General features: G+C 71.8%; 13 protein-coding genes. 5 read left to right on the plus strand and 8 right to left on the minus strand.

The annotated features are described in order from the left end of the window. Nucleotides 1-141: 141 nt before the first annotated feature. Nucleotides 142-675 carry a YbjN domain-containing protein gene (locus IF99_RS0117265; RefSeq protein WP_030997412.1) on the minus strand — a complete coding sequence of 178 codons (534 nt, stop codon included), beginning with the start codon at nt 673-675 and terminating at the stop codon, nt 142-144. A gap of 181 nt (nt 676-856) precedes the next feature. Beyond that, nucleotides 857-3,484, minus strand: a complete 2,628-nt coding sequence (gene clpB / locus IF99_RS0117270; RefSeq protein WP_030997413.1) for an ATP-dependent chaperone ClpB — start codon at nt 3,482-3,484, stop codon at nt 857-859. A gap of 338 nt (nt 3,485-3,822) precedes the next feature. On the opposite strand from clpB, the gene IF99_RS0117275 reads away from it, so the two are divergent. Beyond that, nucleotides 3,823-4,227 (plus strand): pyridoxamine 5'-phosphate oxidase family protein, encoded by a 405-nt coding sequence (locus IF99_RS0117275; protein WP_030997414.1) that lies wholly within the window; start codon nt 3,823-3,825, stop codon nt 4,225-4,227. Nucleotides 4,228-4,370: 143 nt separating this feature from the next. Here the strand turns inward: IF99_RS0117275 and IF99_RS0117285 are convergent, their stop codons facing one another. Next, nucleotides 4,371-4,694: a hypothetical protein gene (locus IF99_RS0117285; RefSeq protein WP_030997415.1), complete on the minus strand. Its 324-nt coding sequence runs from the start codon at nt 4,692-4,694 to the stop codon at nt 4,371-4,373. 515 nt (nt 4,695-5,209) lie between these two features. On the opposite strand from IF99_RS0117285, the gene IF99_RS0117290 reads away from it, so the two are divergent. Beyond that, nucleotides 5,210-6,190, plus strand: a complete 981-nt coding sequence (locus tag IF99_RS0117290) for a helix-turn-helix domain-containing protein (RefSeq protein WP_030997416.1) — start codon at nt 5,210-5,212, stop codon at nt 6,188-6,190. A gap of 272 nt (nt 6,191-6,462) precedes the next feature. Here the strand turns inward: IF99_RS0117290 and IF99_RS0117295 are convergent, their stop codons facing one another. The 4 genes from IF99_RS0117295 to dnaK all read right to left on the minus strand — a co-directional run bounded on the left by IF99_RS0117295 (nt 6,463) and on the right by dnaK (nt 10,879). Continuing rightward, nucleotides 6,463-6,924: a heat shock protein transcriptional repressor HspR gene (locus tag IF99_RS0117295; RefSeq protein ID WP_030997417.1), complete on the minus strand. Its 462-nt coding sequence runs from the start codon at nt 6,922-6,924 to the stop codon at nt 6,463-6,465. A gap of 2 nt (nt 6,925-6,926) precedes the next feature. After that, nucleotides 6,927-8,132 carry a molecular chaperone DnaJ gene (dnaJ, locus tag IF99_RS0117300; protein ID WP_030997418.1) on the minus strand — a complete coding sequence of 402 codons (1,206 nt, stop codon included), beginning with the start codon at nt 8,130-8,132 and terminating at the stop codon, nt 6,927-6,929. 210 nt (nt 8,133-8,342) lie between these two features. Further along, nucleotides 8,343-9,032 (minus strand): nucleotide exchange factor GrpE, encoded by a 690-nt coding sequence (gene grpE / locus IF99_RS0117305; RefSeq protein WP_030997419.1) that lies wholly within the window; start codon nt 9,030-9,032, stop codon nt 8,343-8,345. Beyond that, nucleotides 9,029-10,879, minus strand: a complete 1,851-nt coding sequence (dnaK, locus tag IF99_RS0117310) for a molecular chaperone DnaK (protein WP_030997420.1) — start codon at nt 10,877-10,879, stop codon at nt 9,029-9,031. The genes grpE and dnaK overlap by 4 nt, the downstream gene beginning before the upstream one ends. A 461-nt stretch (nt 10,880-11,340) precedes the next feature. On the opposite strand from dnaK, the gene IF99_RS0117315 reads away from it, so the two are divergent. Beyond that, nucleotides 11,341-13,641 carry a (Fe-S)-binding protein gene (locus tag IF99_RS0117315; RefSeq protein ID WP_030997421.1) on the plus strand — a complete coding sequence of 767 codons (2,301 nt, stop codon included), beginning with the start codon at nt 11,341-11,343 and terminating at the stop codon, nt 13,639-13,641. Between the two features lie 348 nt (nt 13,642-13,989). Further along, nucleotides 13,990-15,450 carry an FG-GAP-like repeat-containing protein gene (locus IF99_RS0117320; RefSeq protein WP_030997422.1) on the plus strand — a complete coding sequence of 487 codons (1,461 nt, stop codon included), beginning with the start codon at nt 13,990-13,992 and terminating at the stop codon, nt 15,448-15,450. 220 nt (nt 15,451-15,670) lie between these two features. Here IF99_RS0117320 and IF99_RS0117325 read toward each other — a convergent pair whose 3' ends face one another. Further along, nucleotides 15,671-16,864, minus strand: a complete 1,194-nt coding sequence (locus IF99_RS0117325; RefSeq protein WP_030997423.1) for a hypothetical protein — start codon at nt 16,862-16,864, stop codon at nt 15,671-15,673. A gap of 210 nt (nt 16,865-17,074) precedes the next feature. Here IF99_RS0117325 and IF99_RS0117330 point away from each other — a divergent pair, with 210 nt between their 5' ends. Then, nucleotides 17,075-18,106, plus strand: a complete 1,032-nt coding sequence (locus tag IF99_RS0117330) for a Yip1 family protein (protein ID WP_030997424.1) — start codon at nt 17,075-17,077, stop codon at nt 18,104-18,106. The last annotated feature ends 191 nt before the right edge of the window (nt 18,107-18,297 follow it).

Here is an 18,297-nt window from a genome sequence, read left to right on the forward strand (position 1 = left end):
CGCCCCGACGGCTGTGACGCCGCGACGGCACGGTGACACGCCGAGGGCCTGGTGACACGCCGACGGTTTGGTGACGCACCGACAGCGACGCGCTGAGGGCGCCGAGCACAGCCCCCGCCGGGGCCCCGGGACCGGGACCGGTCAGCCCTCGTCGCCGTCCGGCTTCTCCTCGCCGCCCCCGGCGATGTCCTGCTCCAGGCCGAGCTGCTCGACGAGCCAGCGGTCGAACTCGATCGCGGCGCGCACCCAGCTGACGGTCGAGGAGACGAAGTGCTCCAGGCTGACGCCCGTACCGATGAGCATCTGCGCCTCGCCGATGAGGCGGACCGAACCGTCGTCGTGCGTGTGCGTGTAGACCTTCGGCCACAGGGTGCGGCGGTTCCAGTCGTCGATGGCTTCGAGGAGCTGGGGCTTGTCCTCGATGCGGTGCTCACGGTCGTAGAACGTCCGCACCGAGAAGACCTGCTGCTCGTTCTCGCCGCGGAACATGAAGTACGTGCGGAATTCCTCCCACGGAGCGGCGAGGTCGCCCTCGTCGTCCACGACGTACTTCAGCTCCATCTGTTCGAGGAGCTGCTTCACCAAATCCTGGTCGGGGACGACGGGGCCCGCCGGTCCTTGGGGCTCTGGCTGGTTGCCCCCGAAGTTCGGAATGGAGGACGGGTCGATGGTCACCGTGTATTTCCCTTCGTACGGATGGGGGCCATCCTCCCTCATATGCGGTGGGGGCTGGCAAGCCCTCGCCCGGTGGGCGAGGCGGGGTCGCGGGGCGGCGGGGCGGAGCCGGTCCGTGCTCCGGGTGCCCGCCGGGTCCCCGGCCATGCGCCGGGGACCCGGCTGAGCCTCGCCGCGCAGGTCAGAGCGTTTTCGCGGGGCCCTCCTGCTCGCCCGCCGCCGCTCCGGTCACCGGCCCCACGAGGAGTTCGTCGCCGAAGCGTTCGACGCGGACCGTGTCGCCGTCCTCGATCTCGCCCGCGAGGATCGCCCGGGCGAGCCGGTCGCCGATCGCGGTCTGGATGAGGCGGCGCAGCGGGCGCGCCCCGTACGCCGGGTCGTTGCCCTCGGACGCGAGCCAGGCGAGCGCCTCCGGGGTGACGTCGAGGCTGAGCCTGCGCTCGGCGAGCCGCTTCGCGAGCCGCTCCACCTGGAGCCGCGCGATGCGCGCGAGCTCGTCGGAGTCGAGCGCCGAGAAGACGACGACGTCGTCGAGCCGGTTGAGGAACTCCGGCTTGAAGGAGGCCCGGACGACTTCGAGCACCTGCTCCCGCTTCTGCGGCTCGGGGGTCAGCGGGTCCACGAGGAACTGGCTGCCGAGGTTCGAGGTGAGGACGAGGATCGTGTTGCGGAAGTCGACGGTGCGGCCCTGACCGTCGGTGAGGCGGCCGTCGTCGAGCACCTGGAGGAGGACTTCGAAGACCTCCGGGTGCGCCTTCTCGATCTCGTCGAGCAGCACGACGCTGTACGGGCGGCGGCGCACCGCCTCGGTGAGCTGCCCGCCCTCCTCGTAGCCGACGTATCCGGGCGGGGCGCCGACGAGCCGCGCGACGGAGTGCTTCTCGCCGTACTCGCTCATGTCGATGCGGACCATGGCCCGCTCGTCGTCGAAGAGGAAGTCGGCGAGCGCCTTGGCCAGCTCGGTCTTACCGACGCCGGTGGGGCCGAGGAAGAGGAACGAGCCCGTAGGACGGTCGGGATCGGCGATCCCCGCGCGCGTCCTGCGCACCGCGTCCGAGACGGCGGCGACGGCCTCCTTCTGCCCGATGAGCCGCCGCCCCAGCTCCTCCTCCATGCGCAGCAGCTTGCGCGTCTCGCCCTCCAGGAGCCTTCCGGCCGGGATGCCGGTCCAGGAGCCGACGACGTCCGCGATGTCGTCGGGGCCGACCTCCTCCTTGACCATCGTGTCCCTGGCGGCCTCCTCCTCGGCACGGCTCGCCTCCTCCAGGTCCCGCTCCAGGGCGGGGATCTCGCCGTAGAGCAGCTGCGAGGCGGTGTCGAAGTCGCCGTCGCGCTGGGCCCGCTCGGCCTGCCCGCGCAGCTCGTCGAGCTTTTCCTTCAGCTCGCCGACCCGGTTGAGGGAGCGCTTCTCCTTCTCCCAGCGCGCGGTGAGCCCGCGCAGCTCCTCCTCGCGGTCGGCGAGGTCCTTGTGGAGCTTCTCCAGACGCTGCACGGAGGCGGGGTCCGTCTCGTTGCGCAGCGCGAGTTCCTCCATGCGGAGCCGGTCCACGGCGCGCTGGAGCTCGTCGATCTCGACGGGCGAGGAGTCGATCTCCATGCGGAGCCGGGACGCGGCCTCGTCGACGAGGTCGATCGCCTTGTCCGGCAGGAAGCGCGAGGTGATGTACCGGTCCGAGAGGGTCGCGGCGGCGACGAGGGCGCTGTCGTTGATCTGGACCTTGTGGTGGGCCTCGTACCGGCCCTTGAGGCCGCGCAGGATCGCCACCGTGTCCTCGACGGTGGGCTCGGCGACCAGGACCTGCTGGAAGCGGCGCTCCAGGGCCGGGTCCTTCTCGATCCGCTCGCGGTACTCGTCGAGCGTCGTCGCGCCGACCATGCGCAGCTCGCCGCGCGCGAGCATCGGCTTGAGCATGTTCCCCGCGTCCATGGCGGAGTCACCGCCCGCGCCCGCCCCTACGACGGTGTGCAGCTCGTCGATGAAGGTGATGACCTGGCCGTCGCTGTCCTTGATCTCGCCCAGGACGGTCTTGAGGCGTTCCTCGAACTCGCCCCGGTACTTGGCGCCCGCGAGCATCGCGCCGAGGTCGAGCGAGACGAGCCGCTTGTCCTTGAGGGACTCGGGCACGTCGCCCTTGACGATGCGCTGGGCGAGGCCCTCGACGACGGCGGTCTTGCCGACGCCGGGCTCGCCGATGAGCACCGGGTTGTTCTTCGTGCGGCGCGAGAGGACCTGGACGACCCGGCGGATCTCCTGGTCCCTGCCGATCACGGGGTCGAGCCGGCCCTCGCGGGCGGCCTCGGTGAAATCGGTGCCGAACTTCTCCAGGGCCTTGTACTGCCCCTCGGGATCGGGAGTGGTCACCCGGCGTCCTCCCCTTGCCTTCTGAAACGCTTCCTGAAGCTTCCGGGCGTCGGCGCCCTGTGCCGCCAGCACCTCGCCCGCCTGTCCGCCCTTCGCGGCGATGCCGAGGAGCAGGTGCTCCGTCGACAGATACTCGTCCCCGAGTTCCCTCGCGCGGCTCCCCGCGTCCCGCACGGCGGCGAGCGTCTCACGATCGGGCTGGGGCGGCGCGACCGTGGAGCCCGAGACGCTGGGCAGCGCGCCCAGCAGGCGCTCGGCCGCGGCCCGTACCTCGGACTGGTCCGCGCCGACGGCGGCCAGCAGGTCCGTCACGTTCTCGTTGTCCTGGCCCGCGAGGAGGGCGAGCAGCAGGTGGGCGGGCGTCAGATCAGGGTGTCCCCCGGCCACGGCCCGCTCCCCGGCCGCCTGGATCGCCTCCCGGCTCCTGTTCGTCAGTTCCACGTCCACCGCGCATGTCCTCCTTGCCCCTGCGACCGATCGGGCTGCTCCGGGCAGCCGCGACGACTTCTCGATGACTCCTACAGCCTCGACGAAGTTGAGTCTATTCCACTCAAGGAAGTGGAGCGAATAATCTTCGAGCACTCTTTCGAGGGAACTGCCGGAGTCTCGCGCTGACATGAGGGCAGGGAGAGTGCGGCGGTGCCTGCCGGGACAGCTGGGCGGGCTCCCGGTCGCGTTCTGCCTTGCGGCCACGGACGGCGAGGCGGCGCGTGCCCGGCCGGGGGTCCGGCGCGCGTCGGCCTCCCGGCGCCTCCCGCCGCCGGGTGCGCCGCTACTCTCCCCCCATGCCCGTCCCGCTCACCGCTCCGCCCGCCTCCTACCTGGACTTCTGGCGCGAGCGACACGTCTGCACGCTCACCACGCTCCGCCCCGACGGCACGCCCCACGTCGCCCCGGTCGGCGCCACGCTCGACCACGCGGCGGGGCTCGCCCGCGTCATCACCAGCCGCACCAGCCGCAAGGCGCGCAACGTCCTCGCCGCCGGTCCCGCGGGCACGCCCGTCGCCGTCTGCCAGTTCGAGGGCCGCCGCTGGGCCACGCTGGAGGGCCGCGCCCGGCTCCTCACCGGCCAGGAGGAGGTCGAGGAGGCGGTACGGCGCTACACCGAGCGCTACGGACGCGTCCCGCGGCACAACCCCGCGCGGTCCGTCATCGAGATCACCCTCACGCGCCTGCTCGGCAACGCCTGAGCCCCTCACCGGCCCCGGGCACCCGGCCGTCCCGCCCGGCCCCGTACGCGCGAATGGCAGCGGCGCCGCCGGGGATTCAGGTCCTCGGCGGCGCCGCTGCTGGGGGAAAGCGCCTGGCGATCTGTTTCAACGGGGGGAATCGCTCAGGCGCTGCGGGGGGTGACGTAGGAGTCCGACCAGTCGGCGACCTGCTGGTGGTCGCGCTGGTCGAGGTTGACGAAAAGCATTCCGTAGCGCACCGCGCACCGTACGGGCTGCGGGGCACCACGGGGCCGACGGAGACAGCGGTACGCCCGTACGTCCTCGGCCCCGTCCCGCACGACGACGATCGGTTCGCCGAAGAGCGTGACCATCAGCGAGTCGCCCTCGTGGGGGATCGCCGTGACGAGATCGATGAAGTGCCAGCCGGAGCGATAGGCGGTGGCCATCTCACGCCGGAAGGTGTGGTCGTCGGGCGGGGTCGTCATGCCTGGACCGTGCCCCAGGAGGGCTCGCCCGCGGCGGCACCCGGCTGGTTCGGCTCATTGACGGGAGCGACACCCCAGGAAGGCTCGCCCGCGGGGACGACACCCCACGAGGGCTCACCCGGCTTCGCGCTCGCGTGGACCACACCCCAGGAGGGCTCACCAGCGGGAGCGACGCCCCAGGAGGGCTCACCAGCCGGAGCGACACCCCAGGAGGGCTCACCCTGCACAGAGGCCGGGACCACGCCCCACGAGGGCTCCCCCGGGCGGGCGGAGGCACTCACGGACCCCGACGGCTGGCTTCCCCACGACGGCTCCCCCAGAGCCACCGCACCAATGGCGAGAGCCGCCATCGCGGAAACGCAGAGTGTACGAAGCTTCACGGACATGATGGGCTCCCACCTCTGTGATTGGTATGTGAACGACCCCCGCCCTGCAACGATGGCCCAGGCTGAGCGCTTTCACTAGGAAACCCATGCATCATGTTCCTGTATTACATGAGCCTGAGGGGGGGACACATGGGGAGGAGGCCCCTCGAAAAGTGTCATTCCCATCCGCAGGAGCCGCTCTGCGTCACCGGCCGTGAGCTGTACGCCGCCGCACTGCGCTCCGGACGCCTGAAACGCGAGGAACTCGCCGACGCCCCTTGCGTTCTCGACCTGGGACTGCTGGCACCCGACCCGGCGGAGCCCGCGACGCTGCTCCCGGTCCAGCCGTCGACGGCGCTCGGCAGGCTGCTCCAGCCGCTGGAGAACCGCATCCTGCACAACCGCAAGGCGGCGGTCGCGCTCACCGAGACCCTGGAGCCCTTCATGGCTCTGAGCGGGCACGATCCGGCCAGTCAGGCGGTCACGGTGCTCGACGGGCTCGACCGCATCAACTCCACGCTCGACCAGACCGTCATGGAGTGCCACGACGAACTGCTCACGCTCCAGCCCGGCAGCGGACGCGCCCCGTACCTCCTTGAGGACGCCCTGCGGCGCGTGGAGCCCTTCTTCGGCACCAGCGTCCGGATGCGGACCCTCTACCACCACACGGCCCGTCACCATCCCTCCACACTCGCGTACGTGGAGAGGACGATGCCGGAGGGAATCGAGTTCCGCACGATGGAGCAGCTCCCCGAGCGGCTCATCATCGTGGACCGCCGCGCGGCCTTCATCCCCATCAGTGACGACCGCAAGATCGCCCTCAAGATCGAGCACCCGGGTCTCGTCGGCTACCTCGCGGGCGTCTTCAACCAGTTCTGGAGCCTCGCGCGCCCCTGGTCCGAGGCGACCCCGGCGCCTGTGCCGAGCGGCATCACGAGCACCCAGCTCTCCATCGCCCGCCTGCTCGTCGAGGGCCACGTCGACGAGGCCATCGCGCGCCGCCTCGGCATGAACGTCCGCACCTGCCGGGCCCACATCGCCAAACTCGCCACCACCCTCGGCAGCGGCAGCCGCGCCCAGCTCGGCTACCTCATCGCCCAGTCCGGACTGCTGGACACACCGGGCAGCTGAGGTGCGGTGCGGGAGGCGGCAGGGACCGCACCCGGCACGTACGGGCGGTCACGGCGGCACGGGCCGAGCCCAGCACTCACGGGATCGCAGGGGCCCAGCACGCACGGGGTCGCGGGGGCCCAGCACGCACCGAGTCGCGGCGGCACGGCCCGGGGGCCCTCGCGCCCGCCACGCCACGCCGGGGTATTCCTCACGCACAAGGGCGGCACCCCCGCGCGAGGATCACCCCGCCCGTACGGCACCGCCCCGGCACAGCCCCGCGGGGCCGCCGCTCACTCCCCCGCGCCGTGCCCCCGCTTGTTCTTCGGGCGCCACACCACGAGCGCGCTCGCCTGCTGCACCTCCTGGTACGGGACGAGGTCGCGCCGGTAGGAGGCGTGCACCTGCGCCTCACGCTGCCGCATCGTCGCCGCGGCCCCGTCGAGCGCCGCGCTCAGCTCGGCGATGCGCTGCTCCATCGCGCTGACCTGCGACTGGAGCTCGATGATCCGCTTGATGCCGGCCAGGTTCACGCCCTCGTCCTGCGACAACTGCTGCACCTGGCGCAGGAGCTGGATGTCGCGGGCCGAGTAGCGGCGGCCCCGGCCCGCCGCACGGTCGGGAGAGACCAGGCCGAGCCGGTCGTACTGACGCAGCGTCTGGGGATGGAGCCCGGAGAGCTGAGCGGCGACCGAAATGACGTACACCGGTGTCTCGTCGGTCAGCTCGTACGGATTCCTGCCTCGCCCTTCCATGGTCATGCTCCCTTCGCCGCCTCGAACAACGCCGCCCGCGGGTCCTCCCCGGCACTCGCGTCGCGGTAGGACTCCAGGGCCTCCCTGGCCCGGTCGTCGAGGTGCGCGGGCACCGCGACCTCCACGGTCACCAGGAGGTCTCCGCGCGTACCGTCCTTGCGGACCGCGCCCTTGCCGCGGGCACGCATCGTCCGGCCGTTGGGGGTACCCGCGGGGAGTTTGAGGGTGACGGGCGGGCCGCCGAGCGTCGGCACCCGCACCGTGCCGCCGAGCGCCGCCTCGCTGAAGGTCACGGGCACGGTGACCGCGAGGTTGTCGCCCTTGCGGGCGAAGACCGGGTGCTCCTTGACGTGCACCACCACGTAGAGGTCACCGGCCGGGCCGCCGCGCTCGCCCGGGGCGCCCTTGCCGCGCAGCCGGATGCGCTGCCCGTCCTGGACGCCCGCCGGGATGCGCACCTGGATGGAGCGGGCCGACTTGGCGCGCCCGCTGCCCTTGCACACCTCGCAGGGGTCCTGGGCGATGAGCCCGCGCCCCTTGCAGTCCACGCACGGGTCGGTGAGGGAGAAACCGCCGCTGCCCCCGCGCGAGACCTGCCCCGTGCCCACGCAGGTCGGGCAGACCCGCGGGGTGCCGTTCTTGTCGCCCGTGCCCGAGCACGCCTTGCACGGCTCCTGGCTGGACATCCGCAGCGGGACCGTCGCCCCGTCCACCGCCTCGGTGAAGGTGAGCGTCACCTCGGACTCGATGTCCTGGCCGCGCCGGGCGCGGGTGCGCGTCGGGCCGCCCTGCGTCCCCGCGCCCGCCGCACCGCCGCGGTTGAAGAGCCCGCCGAAGACATCGCCGAGGCCACCGCCGAAGCCGCCGCCCCCGCTGCCGCCCGGACCGCCCCCGAAGAGGTCGCCCAGGTCGAAGTTGAAATTGCCGCCCGCACCACCGGCACCCGCACCACCGGGGCGGAAGCCGCCACCCGCGAAGAGGGCGCGCGCCTCGTCGTACTCCTTGCGCTTCTTCGGGTCGCCGAGGACGTCGTGCGCCTCGGAGATCTCCTTGAAGCGGTCCTCGGCCCTGGTGTTGCCCTTGTTGGCGTCCGGGTGGTTCTCGCGGGCGAGCTTGCGGTACGCCTTCTTGATCTCCGCCTCGGTGGCGTCCTTCGGCACGCCGAGGACCTTGTAGTAGTCCTTCTCGATGAAGTCCTTCGTGCTCATCCCCGACGTCCCTCCTTCCGTGGCGGCGCGGCCCCGGGCCACGGCCCCCGCCCGGCCCGCCCGGCCATCTCCTGTTGTACCGCTCCCGGGCGCGCGGCTCGCGCCGGCGTCCGTGCCGCTCCCGGGCGACCGGCTCCCGCCGGCGCCCGTACCGCCTCACCGGGCCGCCCGGCCGGACCATCCGGTCCGGCCGGGCGTCTCCCGCTCTGCTCAGCCCTTGTCGGGGCCACCGTTCTCCTCGTCCGCCGCAGCGGCCTTCTCCTCCTCGGCCGGGGCCGAGCCGGAGGCCGCCTGCTCCTTGCCCGATGCCGGCGCCGCGCCCGGCTGGGGCTCGGCGACCGCGACCCGCGCGGGGCGGATCGTGCGCTCGCCGAAGCGATACCCCGGCTGGAGGATCGCGACGCACGTCGTCTCGGTGACGTCCGGGGCGTAGGAGTGCATGAGCGCCTCGTGGATCGTCGGGTCGAAGGGCTCGCCCTCCTCGCCGAACTGCTCCAGGCCCATCTTGGCGGTGATGGACTCCAGCGAGTCGGCGACCGACTTGAAGCCGCCCGTCAGCTCCTCGTGCTCCCGCGCCCGGCCGATGTCGTCGAGCACGGGCAGGACCTCGCTCAGGAGGTTCGCGACCGCGAGCTCCTTCACGGCGACCCGGTCGCGCTCGACCCGGCGGCGGTAGTTCTGGTACTCGGCCTGGAGGCGCTGGAGGTCCGCGGTGCGCTCGCCGAGCGCGGTGCGCACCTGGTCCAGCTCAGCCGTCAGACCGGCCTGCTGAGCGTCCCCGCCCGGGGCGGACCGCTCCTGCTCGGAGCGGTCCTCCTCGGCGGCGTCGGGGGCGGCGCCGTCGGAGACGTCAGCGGGCTCGTTCTTCTCGTCGAAGCCCCCCGCGGTCTCCTCGCTCACGCCGCACCGTCCTTCTTGTCCTCGTCGACGATCTCGGCGTCGACGACGTCGTCGTCGGCCTTGGCACCGGCACCGGCGCCACCCGGGGCCGCGCCCTCGGCGCCGGCGGTGGCCTGCGCGTCGGCGTACATCGCCTGGCCGAGCTTCTGCGAGACGGCCGCGACCTTCTCGGTGGCCGTCTTGATCTCGGCGGTGTCCTCACCCTTGAGCTTCTCCTTCAGCTCGGTGAGGGCCTCCTCGACCTCGGTCTTGATCTCGCCCGGGACCTTCTCCTCGTTGTCCTTGAGGAACTTCTCGGTCTGGTACGTGAGCTGCTCGGCCTGGTTGCGCACCTCGGCGGACTCGCGGCGGCGGTGGTCCTCGTCCGCGTACTGCTCCGCCTCCTGGCGCATCCGGTCGACCTCTTCCTTCGGCAGCGAGGAGCCGCCGGTGACGGTCATCTTCTGCTCCTTGCCCGTACCGAGGTCCTTCGCGGTGACGTGCATGATGCCGTTGGCGTCGATGTCGAAGGAGACCTCGATCTGCGGCACCGAGCGCGGGGCCGGGGGCAGACCGGTCAGCTCGAACATCCCGAGCTTCTTGTTGTACGCGGCGATCTCGCGCTCACCCTGGTACACCTGGATCTGCACGGACGGCTGGTTGTCCTCGGCCGTCGTGAAGATCTCGGAGCGCTTCGTCGGGATCGTCGTGTTGCGCTCGATGAGCTTCGTCATGATGCCGCCCTTGGTCTCGATGCCGAGGGACAGCGGGGTGACGTCGAGGAGCAGGACGTCCTTGACCTCGCCCTTGAGGACACCGGCCTGGAGCGAGGCGCCGATGGCGACGACCTCGTCCGGGTTGACGCCCTTGTTCGCCTCCTTGCCGCCGGTCAGCTCCTTGACGAGCTCGGCGACGGCGGGCATACGGGTCGAGCCACCGACGAGCACGACGTGGTCGATGTCGGCGAGCGCGATGCCCGCGTCCTTGATCACGTTGTGGAACGGGGTCTTCGTCCGGTCCAGGAGGTCCGCGGTGAGCTGCTGGAACTGGGCGCGCGTGAGCTTCTCGTCCAGGTGCAGCGGGCCCTCGGCGGAGGCCGTGATGTAGGGCAGGTTGATCGTGGTCTCGGTGGACGAGGACAGCTCGATCTTCGCCTTCTCGGCGGCCTCGCGCAGGCGCTGGAGCGCCATCTTGTCCTTGCTCAGGTCCACACCGTGACCGTTGTTGAACTGCTTGACCAGGTAGTCGACGACGCGCTGGTCCCAGTCGTCACCACCGAGCTGGTTGTCGCCGTTGGTGGCCTTCACCTCGACGACGCCGTCGCCGATCTCCAGGAGCGAGACGTCGAAGGTGCCGCCACCGAGGTCGAAGACGAGGATCGTCTGGTCGTCCTTGTCGAGGCCGTACGCGAGGGCGGCGGCCGTCGGCTCGTTGACGATGCGCAGCACGTTGAGGCCGGCGATCTCACCGGCCTCCTTCGTCGCCTGGCGCTCGGAGTCGTTGAAGTACGCCGGGACGGTGATGACCGCGTCGGTCACCTTCTCGCCGAGGTACGACTCCGCGTCGCGCTTGAGCTTCTGGAGGACGAAGGCGGAGATCTGCTGCGGATTGAAGTCCTTGCCGTCCAGATTGATCTTCCAGTCGGTGCCCATGTGGCGCTTGACCGACCGGATGGTCCTGTCGACGTTGGTGACCGCCTGACGCTTGGCGACCTCGCCGACCAGCACCTCACCGTTCTTCGCAAAGGCGACGACGGACGGCGTGGTCCTGGCGCCCTCGGCGTTGGTGATCACGGTGGGCTCGCCGCCCTCCAGAACGCTGACGACGGAGTTAGTCGTGCCCAGGTCGATGCCGACCGCACGTGCCATTTCGGGTCCTCCAGATGCTTACTTGAGTGGATCTCGCTCAACCATGCACCAGCCCCCCACCCCCTGTCAACAGACCTGAGCCGGGCGCACTCAACTCTTATTCAGCCCTTACGCGCAATGACCGCCTGACGCCGCCCGGAGCGGCCACCGCTCCACGCGACAGACGCCCGACGAACACCTCGCTCCACGCGACCGACACCCCTTGCGGCGCGCCGCTCCACCCGGCAAGCACCCCCCGCCGCACACCGCTCCACCCCGGCAACCACCCCCGCCCCCGCCCCGCGGCGCGCCGTGCGCCAGATCACGCGGGGCGAGGGGTCCACGCCGACGGAGAGTGGATACCCTCCCTACAGAACCGATTAAGTTACTGCTTAGTAAGGCGACCCTTCCCGGGCCGCACCGGGCCTCCCGGCCCACCGACCCAGTACCCCGCACTTCCGCGCAGGTTCGAGGAGCCCTCCATGCAGCTCGCCGCGATCATCGTGTCGCTGCTCCTGACCGTGGTCGGCGTGGCGCTCATCTCCCGAGCGATCGCGCAGATCGTCCAGCACGTACGGCTCGGCCAGCCCGTCCCGGCCGGCAGCCGTACCGACCGCTGGAAACAGCGCTCCCTCACTCTCGCGAGGGAATTCGTCGGTCACACCCGGATGAACCGCTGGGGCATCGTCGGTGTCGCCCACTGGTTCGTAGCGGTCGGCTTCCTCACCCTCGGCCTGACGATCGTCAACGCGTACGGGCAGCTCTTCCAGGCGGACTGGATCATCCCCTGGATCGGCACCTGGCCCCCGTACGAGGTCTACATCGAGTTCATCGCGCTCTTCACGACGCTCGGCATCCTCACCCTCATGGGCATCCGCCTGCTGAGCCTGCCCTCGCGCGCCGGACGCAAGTCCCGCTTCACGGGCTCCAAGCTCGGCCAGGCGTACTTCGTCGAGTACGTCATCCTCGTCATCGGCCTCGCGGTCCTCGTGCTCCGCGGCCTCGAAGGCGCGATCCACCACGTCGACGGCTACGAGGCGGGCTACTGGGTCTCGTACCCCCTCGTCGCGGCCCTGCGCGGCCTGGACGTCTCCACGCTCCAGAACCTCATCTACCTCACGGCGATGATCAAGCTGGGCGCCACGATGATCTGGGCGATCACCGTCGGCCTCAACACCAACATGGGCGTCGCCTGGCACCGCTTCCTCGCCTTCCCCAACATCTGGTTCAAGCGCAACGCGGACGGCGCCGTCTCCCTCGGCGCGCTCCAGCCCATGACGAGCGGCGGCAAGGCGATCGACTGGGAGGACCCGGGCGAGGACGACGTCTTCGGCGTCTCGCAGGTCGAGCACTTCTCCTGGAAGGGCCTGCTCGACTTCTCCACCTGCACCGAGTGCGGACGCTGCCAGTCGCAGTGCCCCGCCTGGAACACCGGCAAGCCCCTCTCGCCGAAGCTCCTCATCATGTCCCTGCGCGACCACGCGCACGCCAAGGCCCCGTATCTGCTCGCAGGCGGCGGCAAGACCATGGAGGGCGAGGAGAAGGCGAGCGAGGAGCAGCTCAAGGACGTCCCCGCCGCCGCCCTCGCCGAGGCCGAGCGCCCCCTCGTCGGCACCCTCGAAGAGGGCGGCGTCATCGATCCCGACGTCCTGTGGTCCTGCACCACCTGCGGCGCCTGCGTCGAGCAGTGCCCCGTGGACATCGAGCACATCGACCACATCGTCGACATGCGCCGCTACCAGGTCATGATCGAGTCGTCCTTCCCCTCCGAGGCCGGGACGATGCTCAAGAACCTGGAGAAGAAGGGCAACCCCTGGGGCCTGGCGAAGAAGAAGCGCCTGGAGTGGACGAAGGAGGTCGACTTCGAGGTGCCGGTCGTCGGCGAGGACGTCGAGGACCTGACCGAGGTCGACTACCTCTACTGGGTCGGCTGCGCCGGCGCCCTGGAGGACCGCGCGAAGAAGACGACGAAGGCGTTCGCCGAACTGCTGCACATCGCGGGCGTCTCGTTCGCGATCATGGGCGGCGACGAGAAGTGCACGGGCGACTCGCCGCGCCGCCTCGGCAACGAGCCGCTCTTCCAGCAGCTCGGCGCCGAGAACGTCGCGATGCTCAACATGGCCTTCGGCGAGGACGACGAGGACGAGTCCACGAAGAAGCCGAAGTCCGCGAAGAAGATCATCGCGACCTGCCCGCACTGCTTCAACACGATCGCGAACGAGTACCCGCAGCTCGGCGGCGAGTACGAGGTCATCCACCACACCCAGTTGCTCCAGCACCTGGTCGACGAGGGCAAGCTCGTCCCCGTCACGCCGGTCGAGGGCCTCATCACGTACCACGACCCCTGCTACCTGGGCCGCCACAACAAGATCTACACGCCGCCGCGCGAGATCATCGCGAAGGTCCCGGGCATCCGCAGCGAGGAGATGCACCGGCACAAGGAGCGCGGCTTCTGCTGCGGCGCGGGCGGCGCGCGCATGTGGATGGAGGAGCGCATCGGCAAGCGCGTCAACAACGAGCGCGTCGACGAAGCCCTCTCGCTGGACCCCGACATCATCTCGACGGCCTGCCCCTTCTGCCTCGTCATGCTGACCGACTCGGTCAACGGCAAGAAGGCCGCGGCTGACAGCGGCTCCGCCGCGGGCGGCCAGGCGAAGGAGTCGGTGCAGGTCGTGGACGTCGCCCAGCTCCTCCTGGACTCGGTCAAGGCGCCCGCCGACCCCGAGCCCCCGGCCGCGACCACGGACGCCCCGGAGCCCGAACCGGCCCCCGCGGCGAGCTGACCCCGCGCACACCGGGCCCGACGGAGAGACCCAACCGACGAAGAGAGCCACCCGCCGAAGGGGCGCCAGGACCCAGATCCGGCGCCCCTTCGCCATGCGCGGCCCACCTGCGCCATAGGGGGCCGCCCTTGCCGTACGGGGGCCCGCCCTTGCCGTGTGCGGTCCGCCCTCGCGGTACGGGGGCCGCCTTCGCCGCCCGCTCCCGTACGTGACGCGCCACCCGGACCCCCGCTCCGCGCACCGCCACCCCCTCGCCGCACAACCATGCCGCCGCCCCACGTGTCTCCCTGTCGCCACACGGCCGCGGGCGGCATACGGTGCCTCCCGCGTTTCGCGCAGGAGACGCCCATGCCCTCTCACTTCCGTACCGCCCTCGCCGCGGCGGCCGCCGCCGCCCTCACCGGCGGACTGCTGACCCTCACCACGGGCGCGGCCACCGCCGCGACCGGCAAGGCCCCCGGCCGCGCCGACGCCGACTTCAACGGCGACGGCTACGCCGATGTCGCGATCAGTTCCTCGCACGCCTACGTCGCGGGCCACAAGAACGCGGGCGCCGTCGCCGTCCTCTACGGCGGCAGGAGCGGCACCCGCACCACGACCTACACGCAGAACTCCGCCGGCGTCCCCGGCAGCGCCGAGGCAGGCGACTACTTCGGCGCCGACACCGCCTTCGGCGACTTCAACAGCGACGGCTACGACGACCTCGTCGTCGGCGTGCCCGGCGAGGACGTCGGCAGCGACAAGGACGGCGGCACCGCCGTCATCCTCTGGGGCTCGGCAGCGGGCCTCAAGGGCGGCACGACCCTCAAGGACCCGCGCCCCACGAAGCACGACAACTACGGCGCCCCGCTGGAGGCCGGTGACTTCGACGGCGACAAGCGCGACGACATCGCGGTGGGCACCACCTCCGGCGCCGCCACGATCGACGTCCTGCGCGGCGGCTTCAGCTCCACGAAGGGCGGCGGCGCGGGGTCGTACACCGTCTCCCCCGCCGTCTGGAGCGGCAAGGGGGCGGGCATCAAGAACCTGCACTCGGGCGACGTCAACGGCGACGGCAAAGAGGACCTGATCGTCAACGGCTACGCCAAGAACGACGACCTCAACGCCAACTACTGGCTCCCCGGCTCCGCCTCGGGCGCCACCACCAAGGGCGCCCAGAGGCTCCCCGCCGGGTTCATCACCGACATCGGCCACACCGACAACGACGGCTACGCCGACATCGTCACCGGGCTCGAATGGGACAGCGGCATCGGCCACGCCCACAAGGGCGGCACCGCGCTGATCATCCACGGCACCGGGAGCGGCCCCGCCTCCGGGACGATCCAGACCTTCACGCAGGACACCCCGGGCGTGCCCGGCGGCGGCGAGAAGAACGACCTCTTCGGCAGCGAGCTGGACCTCGGAGACGTCAACGGCGACGGCCACCTCGACCTGATCGTCGGGGCCCCCGGCGAGTCGCTCAACGGCAAGCAGGGCACCGGCGCCGTCACCGTCCTCTTCAACAAGGCGGACGGCTCCGGGATCACCGGCACCGGCTCCCTGTTCCTGAGCCAGGACACGCCGGGCGTGCCCAACGAGGACGAGGCGGGCGACGGCTTCGGCTCCGAGGTCCACATCGACGACCTCAACGGCGACAAGAAGGGCGACCTGATCATCGCCGCGCCGTGGGAGAACGGCAACGGCGCGGTCTACCCGCTCCTGACCCAGCCGGACGGCAAGAGCTTCAAGGGCAGCGCGGGCCTGTACGTCTCCACGGTGGGCATCTCCACCGCGGGCACTCCGGTCTTCGGTCACAACATGGCCGACTGAGCGGCCGGGCCCTGACCTGCCCCGCCCCGCGCCGCCCCGCACCGGTCGGCACGTCGGGCGTCGGCACGTCGGGCGACAGGCATCGGCGCGTCGGGCGTCGGTACGTCAGGCGTCGGTACGTCAGGCGTCAGGGAATCCCCCCGGATTCCCTGACGCCCGGCATCCCCCCGGTCCCCCGGCGGCCGTCGCGGCCCCGGCGGACGTCCGTGCGGCGCGCGGGTCAGCGCAGCGCCGGGTCGGTGCGCGCGAAGCGCTTCCACAGCCCTTCGTCCTGCGCCTGGAAGCGGTACGGCGCCGTGAGCACCACGTAGGCGGCCCGGCCGAGGAGCGCCAGCCCGGCGAGCCCGCACAGCACCGTCCCCCACACCGGGACGAGCCCGGTCATCGCGGGCACGGTCGCGAGGACGACGCCGAGCCCGAGCGCGAGCACCCGGTCGTGCGCCCGCGCGAGGTAGAAGGACGGCCGCCGCACCGGCGCGGCGCGCAGCGCGATGTCCGTCCCGCGCGGCGTCAGGTGGCCCTCCGCGAGGGCCCGCTCGACGAGCACGGGCTCGATCGCGGCCCACACGACGTGCCCCGTGTCGCTCGCGAAGAAGGCCGGGACCAGGGACCGCTTCCCCCGCACGCCCGTGTAGGCGCGCCACTCGCGCGGGACGCACAACCACCCCCGGTGCCCGGCGAGTTGCACGACCGAGTGCGAGAGGTGCCGTTCCCCGATCGCGCGCCGGTACATCCCGCGCTCCTCCACGGCCTCGACCCCGAAGAAGCCCTCGTCCTCGGGGGACACCACCTCGCGCGCCCCCTCGGGCGTCACGCCGAGGCCGTAGGCGACGCGCGTGACGAGGTCCCCGCTCCCCGCCCCCGAGGCCGTGCGGACATCGACCCGGACCGGCCGCCCGAGCCGCGCCCGCGTCGCGAGCACCGGCACCCCTGCGGCCACGCGCCTGCGGAAGCCGCGCGGCGCGGGCGGCAGTTGACCGCCCAGCAGGAGCGGCAGCCGCGCCAGCAGGGCGATCGTGGCGACGAGCAGCAGGAAGGCGGGCAGCTCGCCGAGAGCACCGCCCGGCGAGGGGGCGGCGGTGCGTACGAGGACGTACGGCGCGCACAGGAACAGCAGGATCTGCCCGGTCCGGGCCCAGTCGCGGCGGATCGGCGCGACCTGCCGCGGGATCCCGGCCCGCACCGGACCGTCCGGCAGCCGCTCGGCCTCCGGAGCGGCCCGCACGGCGAGCAGCCACCCCGCACAGCCGACGATGGCGAGGGCGAACAGCACGAGCGCGGTCACCATCGGCCCGTCGTCGTCCGAGCCGTACCGCGCGATGTCCCCCACCAGGACCGCGACCGTGCCGCTGAGCGCCGCGACGAGGGAGGTCCCCCCGAGCACGGCCGACGAGACCGTGGAGCGATGACGCATCCGTTCCCCCAGGAACGCGAGCAAGGCCGCGAGGTCGGCGCGGGTCTGCCCTCGGCAGAACGTTCGAACCTACAAGGCGGTACGTGCGTGACGCAAGGGTCCCGCCGCGTCCGGCGACACGCCGCCCGGAGATGTCACAGCTCGGCCGCAAAGCCCCAGCGCGGGCGGGACCGCTCCGTACCGGCCCGGATATGCGGGTACGTTCGGTGCGTGGCTGGATTCAGGATCGGACGCGGCCGGGACAACCGCACGAGTGGGCAGCAGCAGAACCCTGGGGGCAGGCCCCCGCAGGGTCAGTACCCCGCGCCGGGGCAGCGGCAGCAGCAGCCGTACGGCGGTGCCCCGCGCCCGCCGCAGGGCGGCGGCAACGGCTGGCCGGCGGCGCCCCAGGGCAACGGCTGGCCGACCCCCCAGGGCAGGCCGTCGGGGGCGGGCAGGCCGTCCGGGGCGGGCGAGCCCGAGTACTTCGGCGGCCCCCCGCAGCACCACCCGCACCCGCACCCGCAGGGTGGCGGCTACGGCTACCCGGACAACCGCCCCCCGCAGCAGCAGGGCGGCGGCTACGGCTACCCGGGCCCGGGCGCGCAGGCCCCGTACCCCTCCTCGGCCCAGCACAACAACCCCGGCCACACCCAGGCTTTCGCGATCGGCGAGGACCCCTACGGCCACGACGCGCCCCCGGCCCCGGCGGTGCCCTCGGGCCCCCGGCTGCGCTGGCAGGACCTGCTCAGCGGCATCGTCCTGCGCCCGCACCAGACCTTCCAGCGGATGCGCGACTACGCGGTCTGGGGCCCGGCGCTCGTCGTCACGCTGATCTACGGGCTGCTCGCGATCTTCGGCTTCGACGACGCCCGCGACGACGTCATCCACGCGACCCTGAGCACGGCGGTCCCGTACGTGCTCACCGCCGCCGTCATGATCACCGTGAGTGCCTTCGTGCTCGGCGTCGTCACCCACACCCTGGCCCGCCAGCTCGGCGGCGACGGCTCCTGGCAGCCCACGGTGGGCCTGTCGATGCTGATCATGACGCTGACGGACGCGCCCCGCCTGATCATCGCGATGTTCGCGGGCGGCGACGCCTCGTTCGTGCAGGTCGTCGGCTGGATCACCTGGATCGCCGCGGGCTTCCTCTTCACCTCGATGGTGAGCCGCTCCCACGACCTCGCCTGGCCCCGCGCCCTGGGCGCGAGCGCGATCCAGCTGGTGGCGCTGCTGTCCCTGATCAAGCTCGGAACGTTCTGAGGCGGACCGCCGACCCGAAGCGCGGCGCGGCGCTGCCGCGCGAGGCCGTTCTGGGGCGCTGGGCACTCAGCCGCGAGGGGCGCTTCGGCACGTAACGAGTTGGTGCGTGATAGCCGGTGAGGTGTGTTGGCCTTGCTCACGGCGGCCTTCAGATGTTGGCGGTGCGGTCGGAGACGAGGCCGGCGATGGCG

Source organism: Streptomyces sp. NRRL F-5630, assembly GCF_000719475.1.
In the GTDB taxonomy this organism is placed as follows: Bacteria; Actinomycetota; Actinomycetes; order Streptomycetales; family Streptomycetaceae; genus Streptomyces.

What these genes read in the sequence shown, in the direction of transcription:
- IF99_RS0117275 (WP_030997414.1), top strand. Translation starts at nt 3,823, where the DNA reads ATGCCCGTCCCGCTCACCGCTCCGCCCGCCTCCTACCTGGACTTCTGG.
- IF99_RS0117285 (WP_030997415.1), bottom strand. Translation starts at nt 4,694, where the DNA reads ATGACGACCCCGCCCGACGACCACACCTTCCGGCGTGAGATGGCCACC.
- IF99_RS0117290 (WP_030997416.1), top strand. Translation starts at nt 5,210, where the DNA reads ATGGGGAGGAGGCCCCTCGAAAAGTGTCATTCCCATCCGCAGGAGCCG.
- IF99_RS0117295 (WP_030997417.1), bottom strand. Translation starts at nt 6,924, where the DNA reads ATGGAAGGGCGAGGCAGGAATCCGTACGAGCTGACCGACGAGACACCG.
- dnaJ (WP_030997418.1), bottom strand. Translation starts at nt 8,132, where the DNA reads ATGAGCACGAAGGACTTCATCGAGAAGGACTACTACAAGGTCCTCGGC.
- dnaK (WP_030997420.1), bottom strand. Translation starts at nt 10,879, where the DNA reads ATGGCACGTGCGGTCGGCATCGACCTGGGCACGACTAACTCCGTCGTC.
- IF99_RS0117315 (WP_030997421.1), top strand. Translation starts at nt 11,341, where the DNA reads ATGCAGCTCGCCGCGATCATCGTGTCGCTGCTCCTGACCGTGGTCGGC.
- IF99_RS0117320 (WP_030997422.1), top strand. Translation starts at nt 13,990, where the DNA reads ATGCCCTCTCACTTCCGTACCGCCCTCGCCGCGGCGGCCGCCGCCGCC.
- IF99_RS0117325 (WP_030997423.1), bottom strand. Translation starts at nt 16,864, where the DNA reads ATGCGTCATCGCTCCACGGTCTCGTCGGCCGTGCTCGGGGGGACCTCC.